This is a genomic window from Thiomicrorhabdus aquaedulcis (assembly GCF_004001325.1).
GTDB lineage: Bacteria > Pseudomonadota > Gammaproteobacteria > Thiomicrospirales > Thiomicrospiraceae > Thiomicrorhabdus > Thiomicrorhabdus aquaedulcis.
Genome location: NZ_AP018722.1, coordinates 1,562,516 through 1,577,155, shown reverse-complemented (window position 1 = coordinate 1,577,155; position 14,640 = coordinate 1,562,516). Strand labels below are relative to the sequence as shown.

13 protein-coding genes are annotated in these 14,640 nt (G+C 47.2%); 8 read left to right on the top strand and 5 right to left on the bottom strand.

The window, feature by feature from the left end; genetic code table 11:
- Positions 1–7: 7 nt before the first annotated feature.
- Positions 8–874 (bottom strand): delta-class carbonic anhydrase, encoded by an 867-nt coding sequence (locus EP181_RS07210; protein WP_127471045.1) that lies wholly within the window; start codon positions 872–874, stop codon positions 8–10.
- 317 nt (positions 875–1,191) lie between these two features.
- Between EP181_RS07210 and EP181_RS07205 the strand changes: the two genes are divergently transcribed.
- From EP181_RS07205 to EP181_RS07190, 4 genes are all read left to right on the top strand, one after another.
- Positions 1,192–2,751, top strand: a complete 1,560-nt coding sequence (locus tag EP181_RS07205; protein ID WP_127471044.1) for an FAD-binding domain-containing protein — start codon at positions 1,192–1,194, stop codon at positions 2,749–2,751.
- 2 nt (positions 2,752–2,753) lie between these two features.
- Complete coding sequence (locus EP181_RS07200; protein ID WP_127471043.1) at positions 2,754–2,933, top strand: DUF2256 domain-containing protein; 180 nt, start codon at positions 2,754–2,756, stop codon at positions 2,931–2,933.
- 3 nt (positions 2,934–2,936) lie between these two features.
- Positions 2,937–4,511, top strand: a complete 1,575-nt coding sequence (locus EP181_RS07195; RefSeq protein ID WP_127471042.1) for a cryptochrome/photolyase family protein — start codon at positions 2,937–2,939, stop codon at positions 4,509–4,511.
- Positions 4,512–4,627: 116 nt separating this feature from the next.
- Positions 4,628–5,110 (top strand): hypothetical protein, encoded by a 483-nt coding sequence (locus EP181_RS07190; RefSeq protein WP_127471041.1) that lies wholly within the window; start codon positions 4,628–4,630, stop codon positions 5,108–5,110.
- 240 nt (positions 5,111–5,350) lie between these two features.
- Here EP181_RS07190 and EP181_RS07185 read toward each other — a convergent pair whose 3' ends face one another.
- Both EP181_RS07185 and EP181_RS07180 read right to left on the bottom strand, forming a co-directional pair.
- Positions 5,351–7,846, bottom strand: a complete 2,496-nt coding sequence (locus tag EP181_RS07185) for an ABC transporter permease (protein ID WP_127471040.1) — start codon at positions 7,844–7,846, stop codon at positions 5,351–5,353.
- 75 nt (positions 7,847–7,921) lie between these two features.
- On the bottom strand, positions 7,922–8,620 hold the full coding sequence (locus tag EP181_RS07180) for an ABC transporter ATP-binding protein (RefSeq protein WP_127471039.1): 699 nt from the start codon (positions 8,618–8,620) through the stop codon (positions 7,922–7,924).
- 30 nt (positions 8,621–8,650) lie between these two features.
- Here EP181_RS07180 and EP181_RS07175 point away from each other — a divergent pair, with 30 nt between their 5' ends.
- The 3 genes from EP181_RS07175 (at position 8,651) to EP181_RS07165 (ending at position 10,911) form a co-directional block, all read left to right on the top strand.
- Complete coding sequence (locus tag EP181_RS07175; RefSeq protein WP_127471847.1) at positions 8,651–9,343, top strand: arylesterase; 693 nt, start codon at positions 8,651–8,653, stop codon at positions 9,341–9,343.
- A 136-nt stretch (positions 9,344–9,479) separates the two neighbouring features.
- The gene (locus tag EP181_RS07170; protein WP_172959715.1) at positions 9,480–10,013 is read left to right on the top strand and encodes a DUF4136 domain-containing protein; all 534 of its coding nucleotides are present in this window, start codon (positions 9,480–9,482) and stop codon (positions 10,011–10,013) included.
- 64 nt (positions 10,014–10,077) lie between these two features.
- Positions 10,078–10,911 (top strand): HDOD domain-containing protein, encoded by an 834-nt coding sequence (locus EP181_RS07165; RefSeq protein WP_127471037.1) that lies wholly within the window; start codon positions 10,078–10,080, stop codon positions 10,909–10,911.
- A 181-nt stretch (positions 10,912–11,092) separates the two neighbouring features.
- Here EP181_RS07165 and lon read toward each other — a convergent pair whose 3' ends face one another.
- Together lon and EP181_RS12455 are read right to left on the bottom strand one after the other, a co-directional pair.
- A complete protein-coding gene (gene lon / locus EP181_RS07160; RefSeq protein ID WP_232023576.1) occupies positions 11,093–13,231 on the bottom strand; it encodes an endopeptidase La in 2,139 nt (712 codons plus the stop codon).
- A gap of 38 nt (positions 13,232–13,269) precedes the next feature.
- The gene (locus EP181_RS12455; RefSeq protein ID WP_232023373.1) at positions 13,270–13,839 is read right to left on the bottom strand and encodes a hypothetical protein; all 570 of its coding nucleotides are present in this window, start codon (positions 13,837–13,839) and stop codon (positions 13,270–13,272) included.
- A gap of 208 nt (positions 13,840–14,047) precedes the next feature.
- Here EP181_RS12455 and mog point away from each other — a divergent pair, with 208 nt between their 5' ends.
- Positions 14,048–14,602, top strand: coding sequence for a molybdopterin adenylyltransferase (gene mog / locus EP181_RS07155; RefSeq protein WP_127471036.1), 555 nt, complete (start codon positions 14,048–14,050; stop codon positions 14,600–14,602).
- The last annotated feature ends 38 nt before the right edge of the window (positions 14,603–14,640 follow it).

Sequence of the window (14,640 nt, the reverse complement as noted above, 5' to 3'; positions counted from 1 at the left end):
GCAATAATTATTTCATTTCTGAGAGTAAATCTGGGTTTACGACTAAATTTCTAACGCCGTGTGCGTGGTCTTCGTTAAACACGTTGCTCTTACACCATTCACCCACTGTGTTAATGTTTACCTTAGCCACTTTAGGGCGCACACTCCAAGAAACCTGCATGAGTGAGCCTTTTTCATTGTAAGTAGGGCCGGTGGTTGAACCTGCGTAACGGATAGGCGTGCCCATGTCGTTAGGGATGTTAAGGGCTTGGTGGTAGCCGTTTTTCATGCCGATTTCGGTTAATTTCATAAAGTCGAGGGCTTTGCTGTCGTTAACCAATACAAACACTTGGCCTTCTACACGCAGCTGCGGGTTAATGTCGGTTTCGCTTAAGCACGAACCTAATGTAGGTGCAGGCTTGGCCAGTGCGGTCGAGTGTACGTAATGAATCTCGATGGTGTCACCTACTTGCAATCCGCCGTGTTTGCCTTTGCACACTTCGGCACTCAAAGGCTTGCTTTCAGCAGTTGTTAAAGTGCCGTTGTATTTAAAGCCACTGTTATAGCCGTTTCCATCGCCATTGCCGGCGTACGTTGTAAATTCGCCACCTTTGTGCTCGGCGTTTTCATGAAAATGAATGTCACATAAGTTCATTTGCGTGTACGCTGGCGCTTCGTTAAAAATGCGCGCGTTGTTGCCCGCTTTGGCGTCTAAATCTCTAGGTGCTTGTGGGCCATAGCCTTTGCCGTTGGTGTTGTTGGCCAAAGTGGCATTTTGTTTTTCAATCACAGAATCTGCTACAGAGCTGTGAGCGTGTCCGTCAGCAGAGGCTGTGATGGCAAAACCTTGTAGTGCAATCACTGAAATAGCCAGAGTAATCATTCTTTTTTTCATGTTTTCATCCTTAGTTAAACGTATGAGTTAGTTTGGGTTGCGATGTTGCACCCACAATGCCGCTAAAAACCATAAAATAAATGTGTTTTAAACTGAGGCAAATATTACAGGTTTAAGGCCTGCGCAACAAGGATTTGTGGATTAGTGTTTGTTATGTATTGCATAACAAAGTTTTATTATGTTGTGCTTGTACGTATCTGCAGGGTTGAAATACCTTGGTGCGTAAAAGAGGGCTGTAGAACGCCGCAAGAAGTGGTTAAGTTATGCAAAGAGTGTACAATCTTGCATCACTTTTAAGTTAAGTAGAGCGCATTGTTATGTCAGCCCCTTTGCCCAAAATTCATGTAGTGTGGTTTAAACGCGATTTACGCACGCTTGATCATGCGCCTTTGGTTCTGGCGGTGGCAGCGGCGTTGCAAAGTGGGGCGGCGGTTTTGCCGTTGTATGTGTTTGAAACCGAGGCTTGGACCCAGCCCGACGCGTCGTTGCGTCAATGGCAATTTGTGCTCGACAGCCTGCACGAATTGGACACGCGTTTGGCTGAGCTAGGTCAGCCGTTAAGCGTGGGACAGGGCGATGTTTTGAAGGTATTGGACTATTTAGCCAAACACCATACGCTGCTTGGTTTGTGGAGTCATCAAGAAACCGGTAACGCTTGGAGTTTTAAGCGCGACAGGGCGGTGGCCAACTGGTGCAAGGCGCATGGCATTGAATGGCATCAATTTACCCAGCAGGCAGTGCAGCGCGGCCGGTTTCATCGCGACCACTATCAAGCGATTTCTAAGGCTTTTTTTAAACAGCCCATCTATCCCGAACCGCACACCTTACCAGGCCTGGTCAACGCGATGGGTTGCGATGGGCTTAAATGGCAACGCTTTAAATTGTGTTTATGCCCCATTGAACCCAATGAGCACACGCAGCGTGGTGGTCGAAGCTTGGGGTTGAGCTTGCTCTCTCGATTTTTAACCGATCGGGTCGCTCGCTATTTGCAAACCATCGCCAAACCAGGCCTGGCCAATCGGTTTTCTTCGCGTTTAAGCCCGCATTTGGCGTGGGGAACCGTGTCGATTCGTGAGGTTATGCAGGCGATTGATGTGCAGTTAAGCGTGTCGAGTCAGCAGAGAAATTTAAATGCGTTTATGTCACGCTGTTTTTGGGCGAGTCACTTTGTGCAAAAGTTAGAAACGCAACCCAGTATCGAGTTTAGCGCCATGCACCCGTTGTTTGACGATTTACGGCCGTGGGATGCCGCTGCGCAACAGCGTTTGAGCGCTTGGCAAACAGGGCAAACGGGTGTGCCGTTTATTGATGCCAACATGCGTTGTTTGCGTCATACCGGTTGGTTGCCTTTTAGAATGCGCGCCATGCTTATGGCGTTTGCCAGTTATCAGTTGTGGTTGCCTTGGCAAAAAACCGCGCCTTTTTTAGCCAGTTTGTTTACCGATTACGAGCCAGGCATTCATTATTCGCAAGTGCAAATGCAGTCGGGGGTAACGGGCATAAATCAAATGCGCGTTTACAACCCGGTTAAACAGTCGCAAGACCACGACCCTAAAGGTGATTTTATTCGCCAATGGTGCCCAGAGCTGGCGGCGTTAGACGATGTGCTGATTCACCAACCTTGGTTGCACAGCGCACACAATGGCTTGTTTGACAACGATGGGTTGGCGTATCCAGCGCCCATTGTCGACTTAATCGCCAGCGCGCAGTTGGCCAAGCAGACGCTTTCAAAGGTACGCAAAACCCAATCGTCCAAAACCATAAGCCAAGCGGTGTTTGTTAAACACGGCAGTCGATTGCGAACGCGAAAAAGTTTGACCAGGCCTGGTCAAAGCAAAAAACGTGCGGTAAATGCCGCGCAAATGGCGTTGTTTTAGCCATGGCGCATAAAAAAGTTAATTTACCGCAAAAAATCTGTCCAATTTGTTTACGGCCATTTGCATGGCGAAAAAAATGGCACAACAATTGGGAACACGTGCTGTATTGCTCAGAACGCTGTCGGCGCAATGCCAAACCCATCGCCAATGAGCCTCAATCTAAATCAACTACCCGCAGGTAAATTATGGATAACGCACATATTGAGTGTATTGCACCCGCACACGCCATAGACCGTTTGTGTTTGGTGTTGGGCGATCAGCTCGATGATCAAAGTGCGCTTTGGGCGCATTTTAATGGCAATACCGATGCGGTTTGGATGGCCGAGGTATTGGACGAATCGCTGGACATTGTTTCAAGCAAGCAACGTACGGTGCTGTTTTTAAGTGCCATGCGCCATTTTGCCCAACAACAAAGCGCACAGCAAAGACCCTTAATTTATGTGTCTTTAAACCAAAAGGTGGCCAGTTTTGCAGAGGCACTACACGCTACTTTGCACGCCCATAACGTGCAACGCGTATGCTGCGTGGTGCCGGGCGACTATCGTTTGGTGGCGAGTTTTAAAAGCGTTTGTGCCGCGCACAATGTGGCGCTGGAATGGGTGGTTGACACACATTTTGTAAGCTTGCCCGGCGAGTTTGAACAGTGGATGACTGGACGCAAACAACCGCGGCTTGAGTATTGGTATCGTCAATTGCGTAAACGTACCGGCATCTTAATGCAAGCCAATGGCCAGCCCGAAGGCGAGCGTTGGAACTTTGACGCCGACAATCGTCAAGCGTTTGCTAAAGCCGGTCCGCAAAACTTAACCCCACCGTTACGTTTTAGCGCCGACGCGCTCACGCTCGCGGTCATGCACGATGTGCAGACCTATTTGCCTAATTTACCAGGCTACTTAAATTCGTTTGACTGGCCAGTGACCCGCGTGCAGGCTTTAAACGTGTTGGCGCATTTTATTGAGCACCGTTTGCGCTACTTTGGCGATCATCAAGACGCTATGTGGACAAGTGAGCCGTGGTTGTTTCATTCGCACATCTCGGCCATGCTTAATCTTAAGCTGCTTAATCCGCATGAGGTGTTGCAGTCTGTACAACATGCGTATGTGCAACAGCAAGCGAGTTTAAATGCGGTAGAAGGGTTTATTAGGCAGGTGCTAGGATGGCGCGAGTACGTTCGTGGGTTGTATTGGCATTATCGCCACGATTGGCTGGAGTTTAATGCCTTAGATGCACACCGTGCGTTGCCCAGTCTGTATTGGCACGGTCAAACCAAAATGGTGTGTTTGCATCACAGTATTGAGCAGGTGCTGACGCACGGTTATGGGCATCATATTCAGCGTTTAATGGTCACTGGGTTGTTTGCGTTGTTGTGGGGAGCAAAACCCCAGCAAGTGCACGAATGGTATTTAGCCATGTTTGTGGATGCGGTGGCGTGGGTTGAAGTGCCCAATACGCTGGGCATGAGCCAGTTTGCCGACGGTGGCATTGTGGGTTCAAAGCCTTACATTGCCAGTGGCGCATACATTAATAGAATGTCTAATTACTGTAAACAGTGCCCGTATAAACCCACCTTAGCCAGTGGCGAGCAGGCCTGTCCATTTACCACGTTGTATTGGGATTTTGTGCGTCGGCACGAATCGTTATTGGCCGGTCATCCGCGTTTGGGTATGCAGGTTAAAAATTGGCAGCAAAAAACACCCAGTCAGCAACACGATATTGGCGAACGTGCACAATGGTTGTTTGAACATATTGAGAGTGTGTAATAAGAATGTGTAAAATGCACTTCAGGTCTTTATACAATTGTTACACGGCGATATCACTGGCTGGATTTTAGGTTAAAAATCCCCGCCTATTAGCTTAGAGCCCCTTAGGAGAATGCATGCAGTCCACCAACGAATTAACCCCGCAAGATTGGGCATTTTTGCAGGCCGATTATTTAATCAGCCGCCGCTTACGCGCGCAATTAGCCCATTTGTTTGGGTACGATGTGCCCAGTTGTTTGCGCGATATTTTATTGCAAGCTCAGCCTAGCGAAGTGGCAGTGTGGTTTAAAGTAGAGCATACATTGTTTGCTTTGCAGTTTAAACATCAGCCGCTCAGCCGTTTGGCCGACACCGGGTATGACGAGCACCAAATTGCTCAAGCGTGCGAAGCCGGACGGCAATTTGCCGGACAGGCCTCAGCAGAAGCACTGCTGGAAAACGGCATTGCTATTCGCAATCAAAACAACCCATATCAAGTACAACCGCTTGTGAGCGATTTGCTTGATGAACAACAAGTCCAGTTTAATGTTCAGCTTAAACAGGCCTGGTCGGATGGGTTTATGGCCTACTTGGACATGCTTAGAGGCGAGTCTTGGTAGCCAATGTCCACGGGTGCAAAATGTGGGTGCAAATGTGGGTGCAAAATGTGGGTGCAAAATGTGGGTGCAAAATGTGGGTGCAAAATGTGGGTGCAAAATGTGGGTGCAAAATGTGGGTGCAAAATGTGGGTGCAAAATGTGGGTGCAAAATGTGGTGCAATGGGTGCAAAATGTGGGTGCAAAATGTGGGTGCAAAATGTGGGTGCAAATGTGTTACCCAATTGTTAGCGGATTATTGGATCAGTGCTGATCCAAGTAGCGTTTTAGTTGCTGTGGGCTATGGCGTAAAAAACGAGCTTGGGTAATGAGACCTATGGTGAGCAATAACGCGGTTCCGCTTAAAAGGCTGACCACCCATAAACCTAAGTTGAGAGTGGGAGAGGTGTCAAGTAAAAAGACGCTGACCAATACACTGGTTATTTGTGCAAATGTAGCCGCTAAAACACCGGCCAGTCCGCCCAGTAAGGCAAATTCGGTTAGGCCTATTTTAAAAATAGTTCGGTTGCTTGCACCCAAAGTGCGCAGTAATAACCAACTTTGCACCCGCGCTTGCTGACTGGCTAAGGTGGCGGTAAACAAAACCCCTAAACTGGCCAATAAAGTAAAACCATACAGTGCCGATACCGCTACGCTGGCTTGGCTCATGATGTCTTTAATTTGTTGCATTATTTTTTTTACATCAATTAACAGCACTCCGGGCGCGTGTTGCGCTAACGATTGGGTGAGTTGATTGACCAGGCCTGGTTGGTTTTGAGGTGTTGCCTCATCGTGTATGTAAAAGTTACCAATATATGAAATGGGTAAAATGCGCTCGGCTACCGGTTCTAAAATAAAGAAAAAGTTAAGCTGAAAACTTTGCCATTCTACTTCACGTAGACTGGCGACTTGGTAATCGTAAGCCTGCCCAGCAAAGTCAAAGGTAAGGCGGTCGCCCAGTTTAATGTTAAACAGTTCGGCCATGCCCATTTCGACCGAAACGTTCGGCAGGGTATTGGGCAATGCGCTGGTCTGCGCATTGGACGGTGTAGTTTGTTTAACCACTACATTGTGTTCAGGCAACGTGTCTAAAATAGCAATGTTGGCTTCGCGTTCTAGTAAACGTCGTGCACGGTCTTCTAATTGTTGCGAGGCCAGTAAGGGCTGGTCGTTTAACGCCGTTAACCGACCACGCGCCATAGGCACCAGTGGGGGCGTTATATTGTGATCGTTTAAAATGCGTTGAGTCGTGTCTAATTGGTCTGGCTGTATGTTCATTACAAAGGTATTAGGCGCGGTGGCGGGTAAGCTGGCCTGCCAATTTTGCAATAAATCTTGGCGTACAAATGTCATTAGCATTAAAACAAACAGCACTAAGCCCACCGAAATTAATTGCACTTTAACCAGGCCTGGTTCTTTTAATAAATTAGACAATGCAATTCTAAACCAGCCCACACTGTTGGTTTGCAGGGCACTCATGACCTTAAGCAACCCAATGGCAAAGCCGTACAGCACCAAGCTCATGACCAATAATCCCAATACTACCCACAGCACGGCAACGGTGCCCAGCATTAAGCTAATTAACGCCAGTAACAAACCAAAGCTAATAAACCAGTGCGCCCCACTGGGTGATTTAGGCACGCTTTTTAGCACGGCCATCGGCGAGGTTTGCAGCGCACTTTGAAAGGCTTGCCACGCAAAACTCCACAACACCAAAATGCCGCTGATTAAGCCAATCGCCATGGCGTTCCTGGGGTTGGGCAATACCAATGGGGTAAAATATTCACCTAATAGTGGGGTTAATAACCACCACAATCCTATGCCTAATCCCATGCCTATTAAGCTGCTAAAAAATGCTATAAAAGTCAATTGCAAGGCAAACAGGCGGCGCATTTTGATGTTGTTAGCACCAAACGCACGCATTAATGCCATGCTGTTTTGCCAGCGGGTTAAATAAAATCGGCTGGCAATTAAAATGGCCATACCCGCTACCAAGACCGCCGATAAAGCCGATAAATCTAAAAATAGCCAAGCGGTGTTGAGCGACTTTTCTAAATCTTCGTTGGGCGCTTGCGCCGAAATAATTTGCCAATGCGCTTGATTTTGCACTTTAAGTTGCTTAGATAACGCAGTAATTTGCGCGGGTTTGCCAGCAAAGCTCATCTCGTAATTAACACGACTGCCAGGCCCTATTAATTGAGTGCGCGACAGGGTTTCTAAATCGGTCCAAATTTGCGGGGCAAAGCCACTCATAGGACTGAAATTTTGCGCACGGTCAAATAAGCCTTTAACCGGCAAGGTAATTTGACCCATCGTAATGTTAGGATGTTCTGTTAGCGGCAGTAAATCGGCTACTTTGGGCTCAATCCACCAGCCGTCACCGGGTGTTTTATTAATAACTGAACCACGCAACGGGTAATTGTTAGACACCCCTTTAAGTTGCACTAGCTGAAACTGCGTGCCGGCCAGAGCCATGGTAATAAGCTCGGTGCTTACGGCGCTTTGCAAGCCTAAGTCTTGGGCGCGTTGCTGCCAAACAGGGTCAATGGGTCGAGAGCTTTTAAGCACCAAGTCGGCGCCCAGCGATTCGGCGGCTTTGAGTAACATGCTTTGCTGTACTGTTTCGCCCAGTTGTTTTACCAGGGTTACGCTTAAACTGGCAATCGTCACCGCCAACATCAACCAAAGCCAATCGCCTTTTTTAGCACTGCGAAAAAACCATTTAGCGGCGGTAATACTGTCTAACCAAAATGCCTGCATTGTGTGTTTTCCTGTTTTTGTGAGCGTTATAGTATTTGAGGCTGTTGCACGCGTAGATGCAAGACCCCTTGCACATTAATCTTGGCTAAGGTGCCCTTGAGTAAGGCGCAATACGCGATCGCATTTTTGGGCAAACTGCACATCGTGCGTCACTAAAATAAGCGTTGTATTTAAGGTGCGATTTAACTCAAACAACAACGCTTGAATTTGCTGAGCCGTTTCTTCGTCTAGGTTGCCAGTAGGTTCATCGGCAAATAAAATTTTTGGGTGTGTGACAAACGCACGCGCAATGGCCACACGCTGTTGCTCTCCACCTGATAACTCGGCGGGGCGATGCGATGCGCGATGCGCTAATCCAACTTGTTCTAACGCATGTAAGGCTTTGGTTTTGGCGTCGTCTACTTGAAAAAGCTCCAGCGGCATTAATATATTTTCAAGTGCACTCATGCTGGGCATGAGTTGAAAATTTTGAAAAATAAAGCCCACTTGCTGCGCGCGAACTTGGGCGCGCTGGTCTTCAGACAGTGTCGTTAAGGCTTTGCCTAACAAAGTAATATCGCCGCTGGTTGGGCTTTGCAGTCCAGCCATTAACGCCAAAAGGGTCGATTTTCCCGAGCCAGAGCGGCCAATGATGGCCACGCTTTCATTGGTCGCCACGCTAAGGTTGCAGGCGTTTATAATGTTCAGAGTATCTTGGTCTGATTTAAGTGCATAATGCACGTTTTGCAGTTCTAAAATAGGAGAAGTGTCATGGCGTTGAAGAGGGTTTGGCATAATATTGGACTACTTTGGTTTTTGAGCGTAATGGGGGTGATGGGCATAGGGCAAGCGTTTTATCCTAGTGTATCCTTCGCGCAACTGCAAGCGGTGTCGGCCAGTAGTGTAACGCATCGTGCCCCAACGGTGTTGTTAATGGGCGACAGTTTAAGTGCGGCCTATGGGTTGGATGTGGCGCAAGGTTGGGGCAATTTATTGCAACAAAAATTGCTTAGTGCGTCGGCCACTAATAAAAAATCTGTAAACGTGGTCAATGCCAGCATCAGCGGTGAAACCACTTCGGGCGGCAAAGCACGTTTAGAGGCGCTAATGCAGGCTCATAAACCCAGTGTACTGGTGCTTGAATTGGGCGCTAATGATGCGTTGCGCGGCCAGTCTTTGGCGGCCACAGAGCAAAACTTGCACAGTATGATGGCATTGTGTGCGCCTACACGATTTAACTGCCAAGTGGTATTATTAGGCGTTAAATTACCCACTAATTATGGACCGGCCTACGATAATGAGTTTAAAAATATGTACGCTCGTTTGGCGCAAACATTTAAGTTGCCGGTTGGTGAGCGATTTGATGCATTTTTTTTAGAACCCGTTGCACTTGATCCGACGTTAATGCAAGCCGATGGGTTACACCCTAATGCCGCGGCACAACCCATTATTTTGGCGCGGGTGTGGCCATTAATAGAACACGCCTTGCACGCGGCATTTAAGGCTGTGCCCCGTTAGTATTGTTGTTTAATAAAATCATTTGACCAGGCCTGGTTATATTTATTTTGGAGAGTGTTATGCGTTTAAATAGTGTTACTATTAAGTTAAAAATAATGTAAATGGTTTTTATAATTCATTGTTAATGTTAGCTTTAATGCTGATACTAATTGGCCTGAGCGGGTGCGGAGGTATTCCGGTTAAACAAGATTACGATTCGAGCACGCGAATTCAAATGGCCTCAACCTTTCAGTGGTTGCCCGCCCCTCAGCAAACTGAACCTACGGCAGAATCCTTAAAAAAGAGTGATCCCTTTTTGGCCACACGCATTGAAAAAGCCATTCAAAATCATTTAACCCAACGCGGCGCACAGTTTGTGCAATCGGCACCGCAGGCTTATATTTCGTACCACTACACCCTCAGTCAAACCAAAGCCTTGGTGCCTTCAAATACCTTAGGGTTTGGTATGATGAGTCGTAATGTAGGTTTTGGCACTGCGTTTCCTCGTGATTATGTAACCGAAGTGGTTGAAGAGGCTAAATGGGTGATTGATGTGCACAATGCTCAAGGTCAATTAATTTGGCGAGGAGAAGCTCATACCGGAGTTGAGCGACCTGCTAATCCAAAAGATTCAGATATCATTACCCAACGAAATGTAGACGCTATTTTGAGTCAATATCCACCAAGATAAGTGACACATTAATGTCAATTTGATCAGTTTAACCGCTTTAAGTTAGGCCTTATTAGGACGTTTTATGCACGAAAAGTTACGCAATGCCATGCACGCCATTCATGGCCAATCTATTCCAGAACTGCCCGATGAAGTGTTGCTGTTGGAGCGTGAAATTAAAAGCAAGTTTTCAAATACCGTAAGCGTGGCACAAATTATTGAACAAAACACCACGCTCTCTGGTGAGGTTATGCGTATTGTTAATTCGCCCATTCTTAAGCTTAAAGTACCGTGTCATTCTATTAGAGATGCAGTGAATGTGATTGGGTTAGACAATTTGTACAACTTGGTGGTGTCGGCTGCACTTAAAAACTTATTTGGCACCAAAGGGTTGTTTAAAGACATTATGGATCACAGTGTGGACGTGGCGTTTTGCATGGCGGACATTTCGGATTGGGTGCAAGATGTGACGCGTGATCAGGCTTATATGCTGGGATTGTTTCATAACGCCGGCGCGTTAATGTTGGCGGCCAAGTCTGAGGCGCAATACGAATCGCTGTTTAGAAACTCTATGTCATTGCCTACGTCTATTTTGCAAAAAGAAGAGGCGGTGTATCAATCTAATCACGCGATGGTGGGCGTGCTTATCGCCAAAAAATGGCATTTGCCGGTCGACATGATTAACGCCATTATGCTGCACCATAATGACAAATGTGAACGAATTCAAAACGACCGTGTTCGTGCCATGGTCGCCATGCTAAAAGTGGCCAATGCGATTGTTTCTGAGGTATCGTTGGGTGCGTACCGCGGTAATGAAATGCGAGAATACGAACTGGACGGTTTAAAAGAGTTAATGATTAGTGCTGGGGTAATAAAAGAAATTAGAACAGCGTTAATGACCTATACGTTTAAGAATTAAGAATTAAGCGTTGTTAAGGCGTAAAATTTTAGACAACGTATTTTAGACAACGTTATAGGCAATAAAAAAGGCATTGACCAGGCCTGGTCAATGCTTTTTTATTGTAATAAATCAACAAGACTCTTTTAGCGTTGTCGGTTCATACAGTAATGCAGTTGGATTTATGCTGATGCATTCTTACTTAAATGTGTACTGTATTTATCGCTTCGGCGGCGGCTATGGAACCGGAACCTGCTGGCGCAATGACCTGTGTTAGCGTTTTGCGCGCTGTATGCGCTTTTAACGCCACCGATTTAGCGCGAATGTTAAAGGTTAATCGCGCTACATCGTCAAAGTGTTTGGCAAAGTGAATGGTCATTCCTTCTTTTAAATAGTCGGGTAACTCTAAGAAATCCTTGCGGTTTTCATCTGGTAAAATAAGTTCTTTAAGGCCGATGCGTTTGGCGGCAATGACTTTTTCACGAATGCCGCCCACGGGCAATACCAGGCCGGTCAAACTTAACTCACCGGTCATGGCCAGCGGGGTTTTAATCGCTTCGTTACGCGCTAACGACAATAAAGCCGTGGCCATGGTTACCCCTGCACTAGGGCCGTCTTTGGGTGTGGCGCCGTCGGGCACGTGCAAGTGCACAAAGGCTTTGTCAAAAAACTCGGGGTCGGCTTTGTATTTGTCAAGATTGGATGAGATAAAACTGTACGCAATGCCCGCCGATTCTTGCATTACTTCGCCCAACTGCCCTGATAATTTAAACCCGCGATTTAACGTGTGTACTCGACTGGCTTCAATGGTAAGGGTCGCGCCCCCCATGGATGTCCACGCCAGCCCGGTAATGGTGCCAATTTGCTGGTTAATTTTTTCGGGCGTAAAACGGGGTTGTCCCAGCATCGCTTCCAGTTCATTGACGTGAATGCGCATGGTTTGTAAGTCGGTGGTGACAAATTTAAACGCCAACTTGCGCACCAGTTTGGCCAACTGTTTTTTAAGATTACGCACACCCGATTCGCGCGCATAGCCTTCAATGACCTGGCGAACGGCCGCCGGCGTTATTTGCACTTGTTCTTTGGTCAGACCGCTTTCATTAAGCAGTGCCGGCCAAAGGTGGTGTTGAGCAATTTTCATTTTTTCTTCGGTAATGTACCCCGACAACCGAATCACTTCCATCCGGTCTAACAAAGGCGCGGGAATGGTGTCCAACGTATTGGCGGTGCAGACAAATACCGCTTTAGAAAGATCAAAACGCACGTCTAAAAAGTGATCCATAAAACCGCTGTTTTGTTCGGGGTCTAACACCTCTAACAACGCCGAGGCCGGGTCGCCGTGAAACGATGCACCAATTTTGTCCACTTCGTCGAGCATAATCACTGGATTAGCGGTTTCGCAATCTTTAAGTGCCTGAATAAACTTGCCGGGCATCGCCCCTATGTAGGTACGACGATGGCCTTTAATTTCAGCCTCATCGCGCATGCCGCCCACCGAAAAGCGGTAAAACTTACGGCCTAATGCATTGGCAATTGAGCGGCCAATCGAGGTTTTTCCTACCCCTGGAGGGCCTACCAAACAAATAATCGAGCCGGCAATTTCGCCTTTTAAAACCCCCACCGCCAAAAACTCTAAAATGCGGTCTTTAACGTCTTCTAGGCCATCGTGACCCTTATCAAGGATTTTTTTAGCGCGTTTTAAATCGAGTTTGTCGGCACTGTGCACGCCCCAAGGCAGTTGAGTAAGCCAATCAAGCCAATTGCGCGTTACGTTGTATTCGGGCGATTGGGGGTCGAGGAGGTTGATTTTTTCAAGCTCTTCTTCGGCTTTTTTAAGCGCTTCGTCGCTTAAAGCCAGTTTGGCAATGCGTTCGCGAAAGCGATCGCCGTCCAAGGTTTGATCGTCTTTAACCATGCCCAGTTCGCGTTGAATTTCGGTGAGTTGTTGACGCAAGAAAAACTCACGTTGATGATCGTTTATGCTCTCTTCAACGCGCTCACGAATGTTAAATTGCAGTTTGGTAAATTCAATTTCTTGCTTAAACAGCGCCAGGACTTTTTCCATGCGCTCCACCAAGTCCATGGTTTCTAACACATCTTGCAGTTCGTTATTGTCTGCGGTGGTAAGTCCTGCAGCAAAGTCGGCCAATTGAGCCGGCTCGCTGGCGCTGTAGCGGTTTAAAAAGTATTTAAGTTCTTCGCTGTACAGCGGATTAAGCGGCAACAACTCTCTAAAGGCGTTCATAATCGCCAAGCCGTAGGCTTTAAATTCGGTGTCGGTGCCGTTTTTGATGTCGGCCGGGTAGCTTACCTGGGCGCGATACGGCGATTTTTCAGAAATCCAATGGTCAATTTGAAAGCGTTTAATGCCTTCGGCAATCAGTTGAATAAAGTCTTTTTAACTTTAGGGTCGTGGATGCGCACCAAGGTGCCAATGGCCGAAAAGTCTTCGGGCAGGGCTTTTTCGTGATGCTCTTGGTCAACATACACCAAGCCGATGTATTTGCATTTGGCCGCTTTAACGGCGTTAAACGTGTCGTTCCAATTGACTTTATTAAGCAGTACGGGCAGTTGTTGACCCGGAAAAAACGGCCGTTCTTTAACCGGCAGTAAATAAATTTCATTGGGTAGGATAATGTCAGGTTTGGCCAATTGCCCAAAAACTGGTTTTTTGGAGTGCGTAGCTGGACTGTTTAAGTCGTTTTGAGCTGCCATACGGTCTTCTAAAGACGCACTGGTGAAATCGTCGTTGTCCATATCGCCATCAGCTTCGTTTTGAACTTGGTCGTCTATGTCAAATTGAATGTCGTTGTCGTCCAGATGGTCAAAATCGTCTAACTCGTCCTCTTCGTCCACGTTATCTAGCCGTAAATCCGTCGGCGATTGGTCGTCTGCATCGGTGTGCATGATGAGAGTATTGGGGTCAAGCAAAGGGTTTGAGTCGGTCATGTTGGCATCTTTTGGGTGTGAATGGCGTATTTTAAGGGCGCAAATTATAGGGTAATTACAGGCCATTAAGGGCAAATATGGGTTAATGTAGCGAATATGCGTTGGTAAACCACGAGTATTGGCGCAAACGGGGCATAAAGTCCGTAAACCTTCTTTTTACAATGCGTTATTATATGTGGGTTTAAAAATTTGATTTCAAGGGTTAGTCATGCAAAACAACCAAATTAACATCGGTTTTGTCACCATTTCAGACCGCGCCAGTCGCGGTGAATATCAAGATTTGGGTGGTCCGGCCATGCTCGATTGGGTGTCGCAAGCCTTAAAAGGGTCTTGGCAAGCGCACAGTCGAGTGATTGCGGATGAGCAGTCCTTAATTGAAGCGACCTTAATCGAGTTAGCCGACGTGCACGGTTGCAGTTTAATTTTAACCACCGGTGGCACAGGCCCGGCTAAACGCGATGTAACGCCCGAGGCTACCGCCGCTGTGTGCGATAAAATTTTAGATGGCTTTGCCGAGCAAATGCGTGCGCAATCGTTAAAATACGTTCCTACCGCGATTTTGTCACGGCAAATTGCCGGCACGCGTGGGGCAAGTCTTATTATAAACTTACCGGGCAAGCCGTCGGCCATAGGCGAGTGTTTGGCAGCGGTGTTTCCGGCCGTGCCGTATTGCATTGATTTAATTGATGGGGCGTATTTAGAAACCAATGACGAGTTTGTAAAGGCGTTTAGACCTAAACACGCCTTAAAAATCGCACCCTAAACCGCACACGCTAAATCCCCCCCCCATATTTAGGCGGT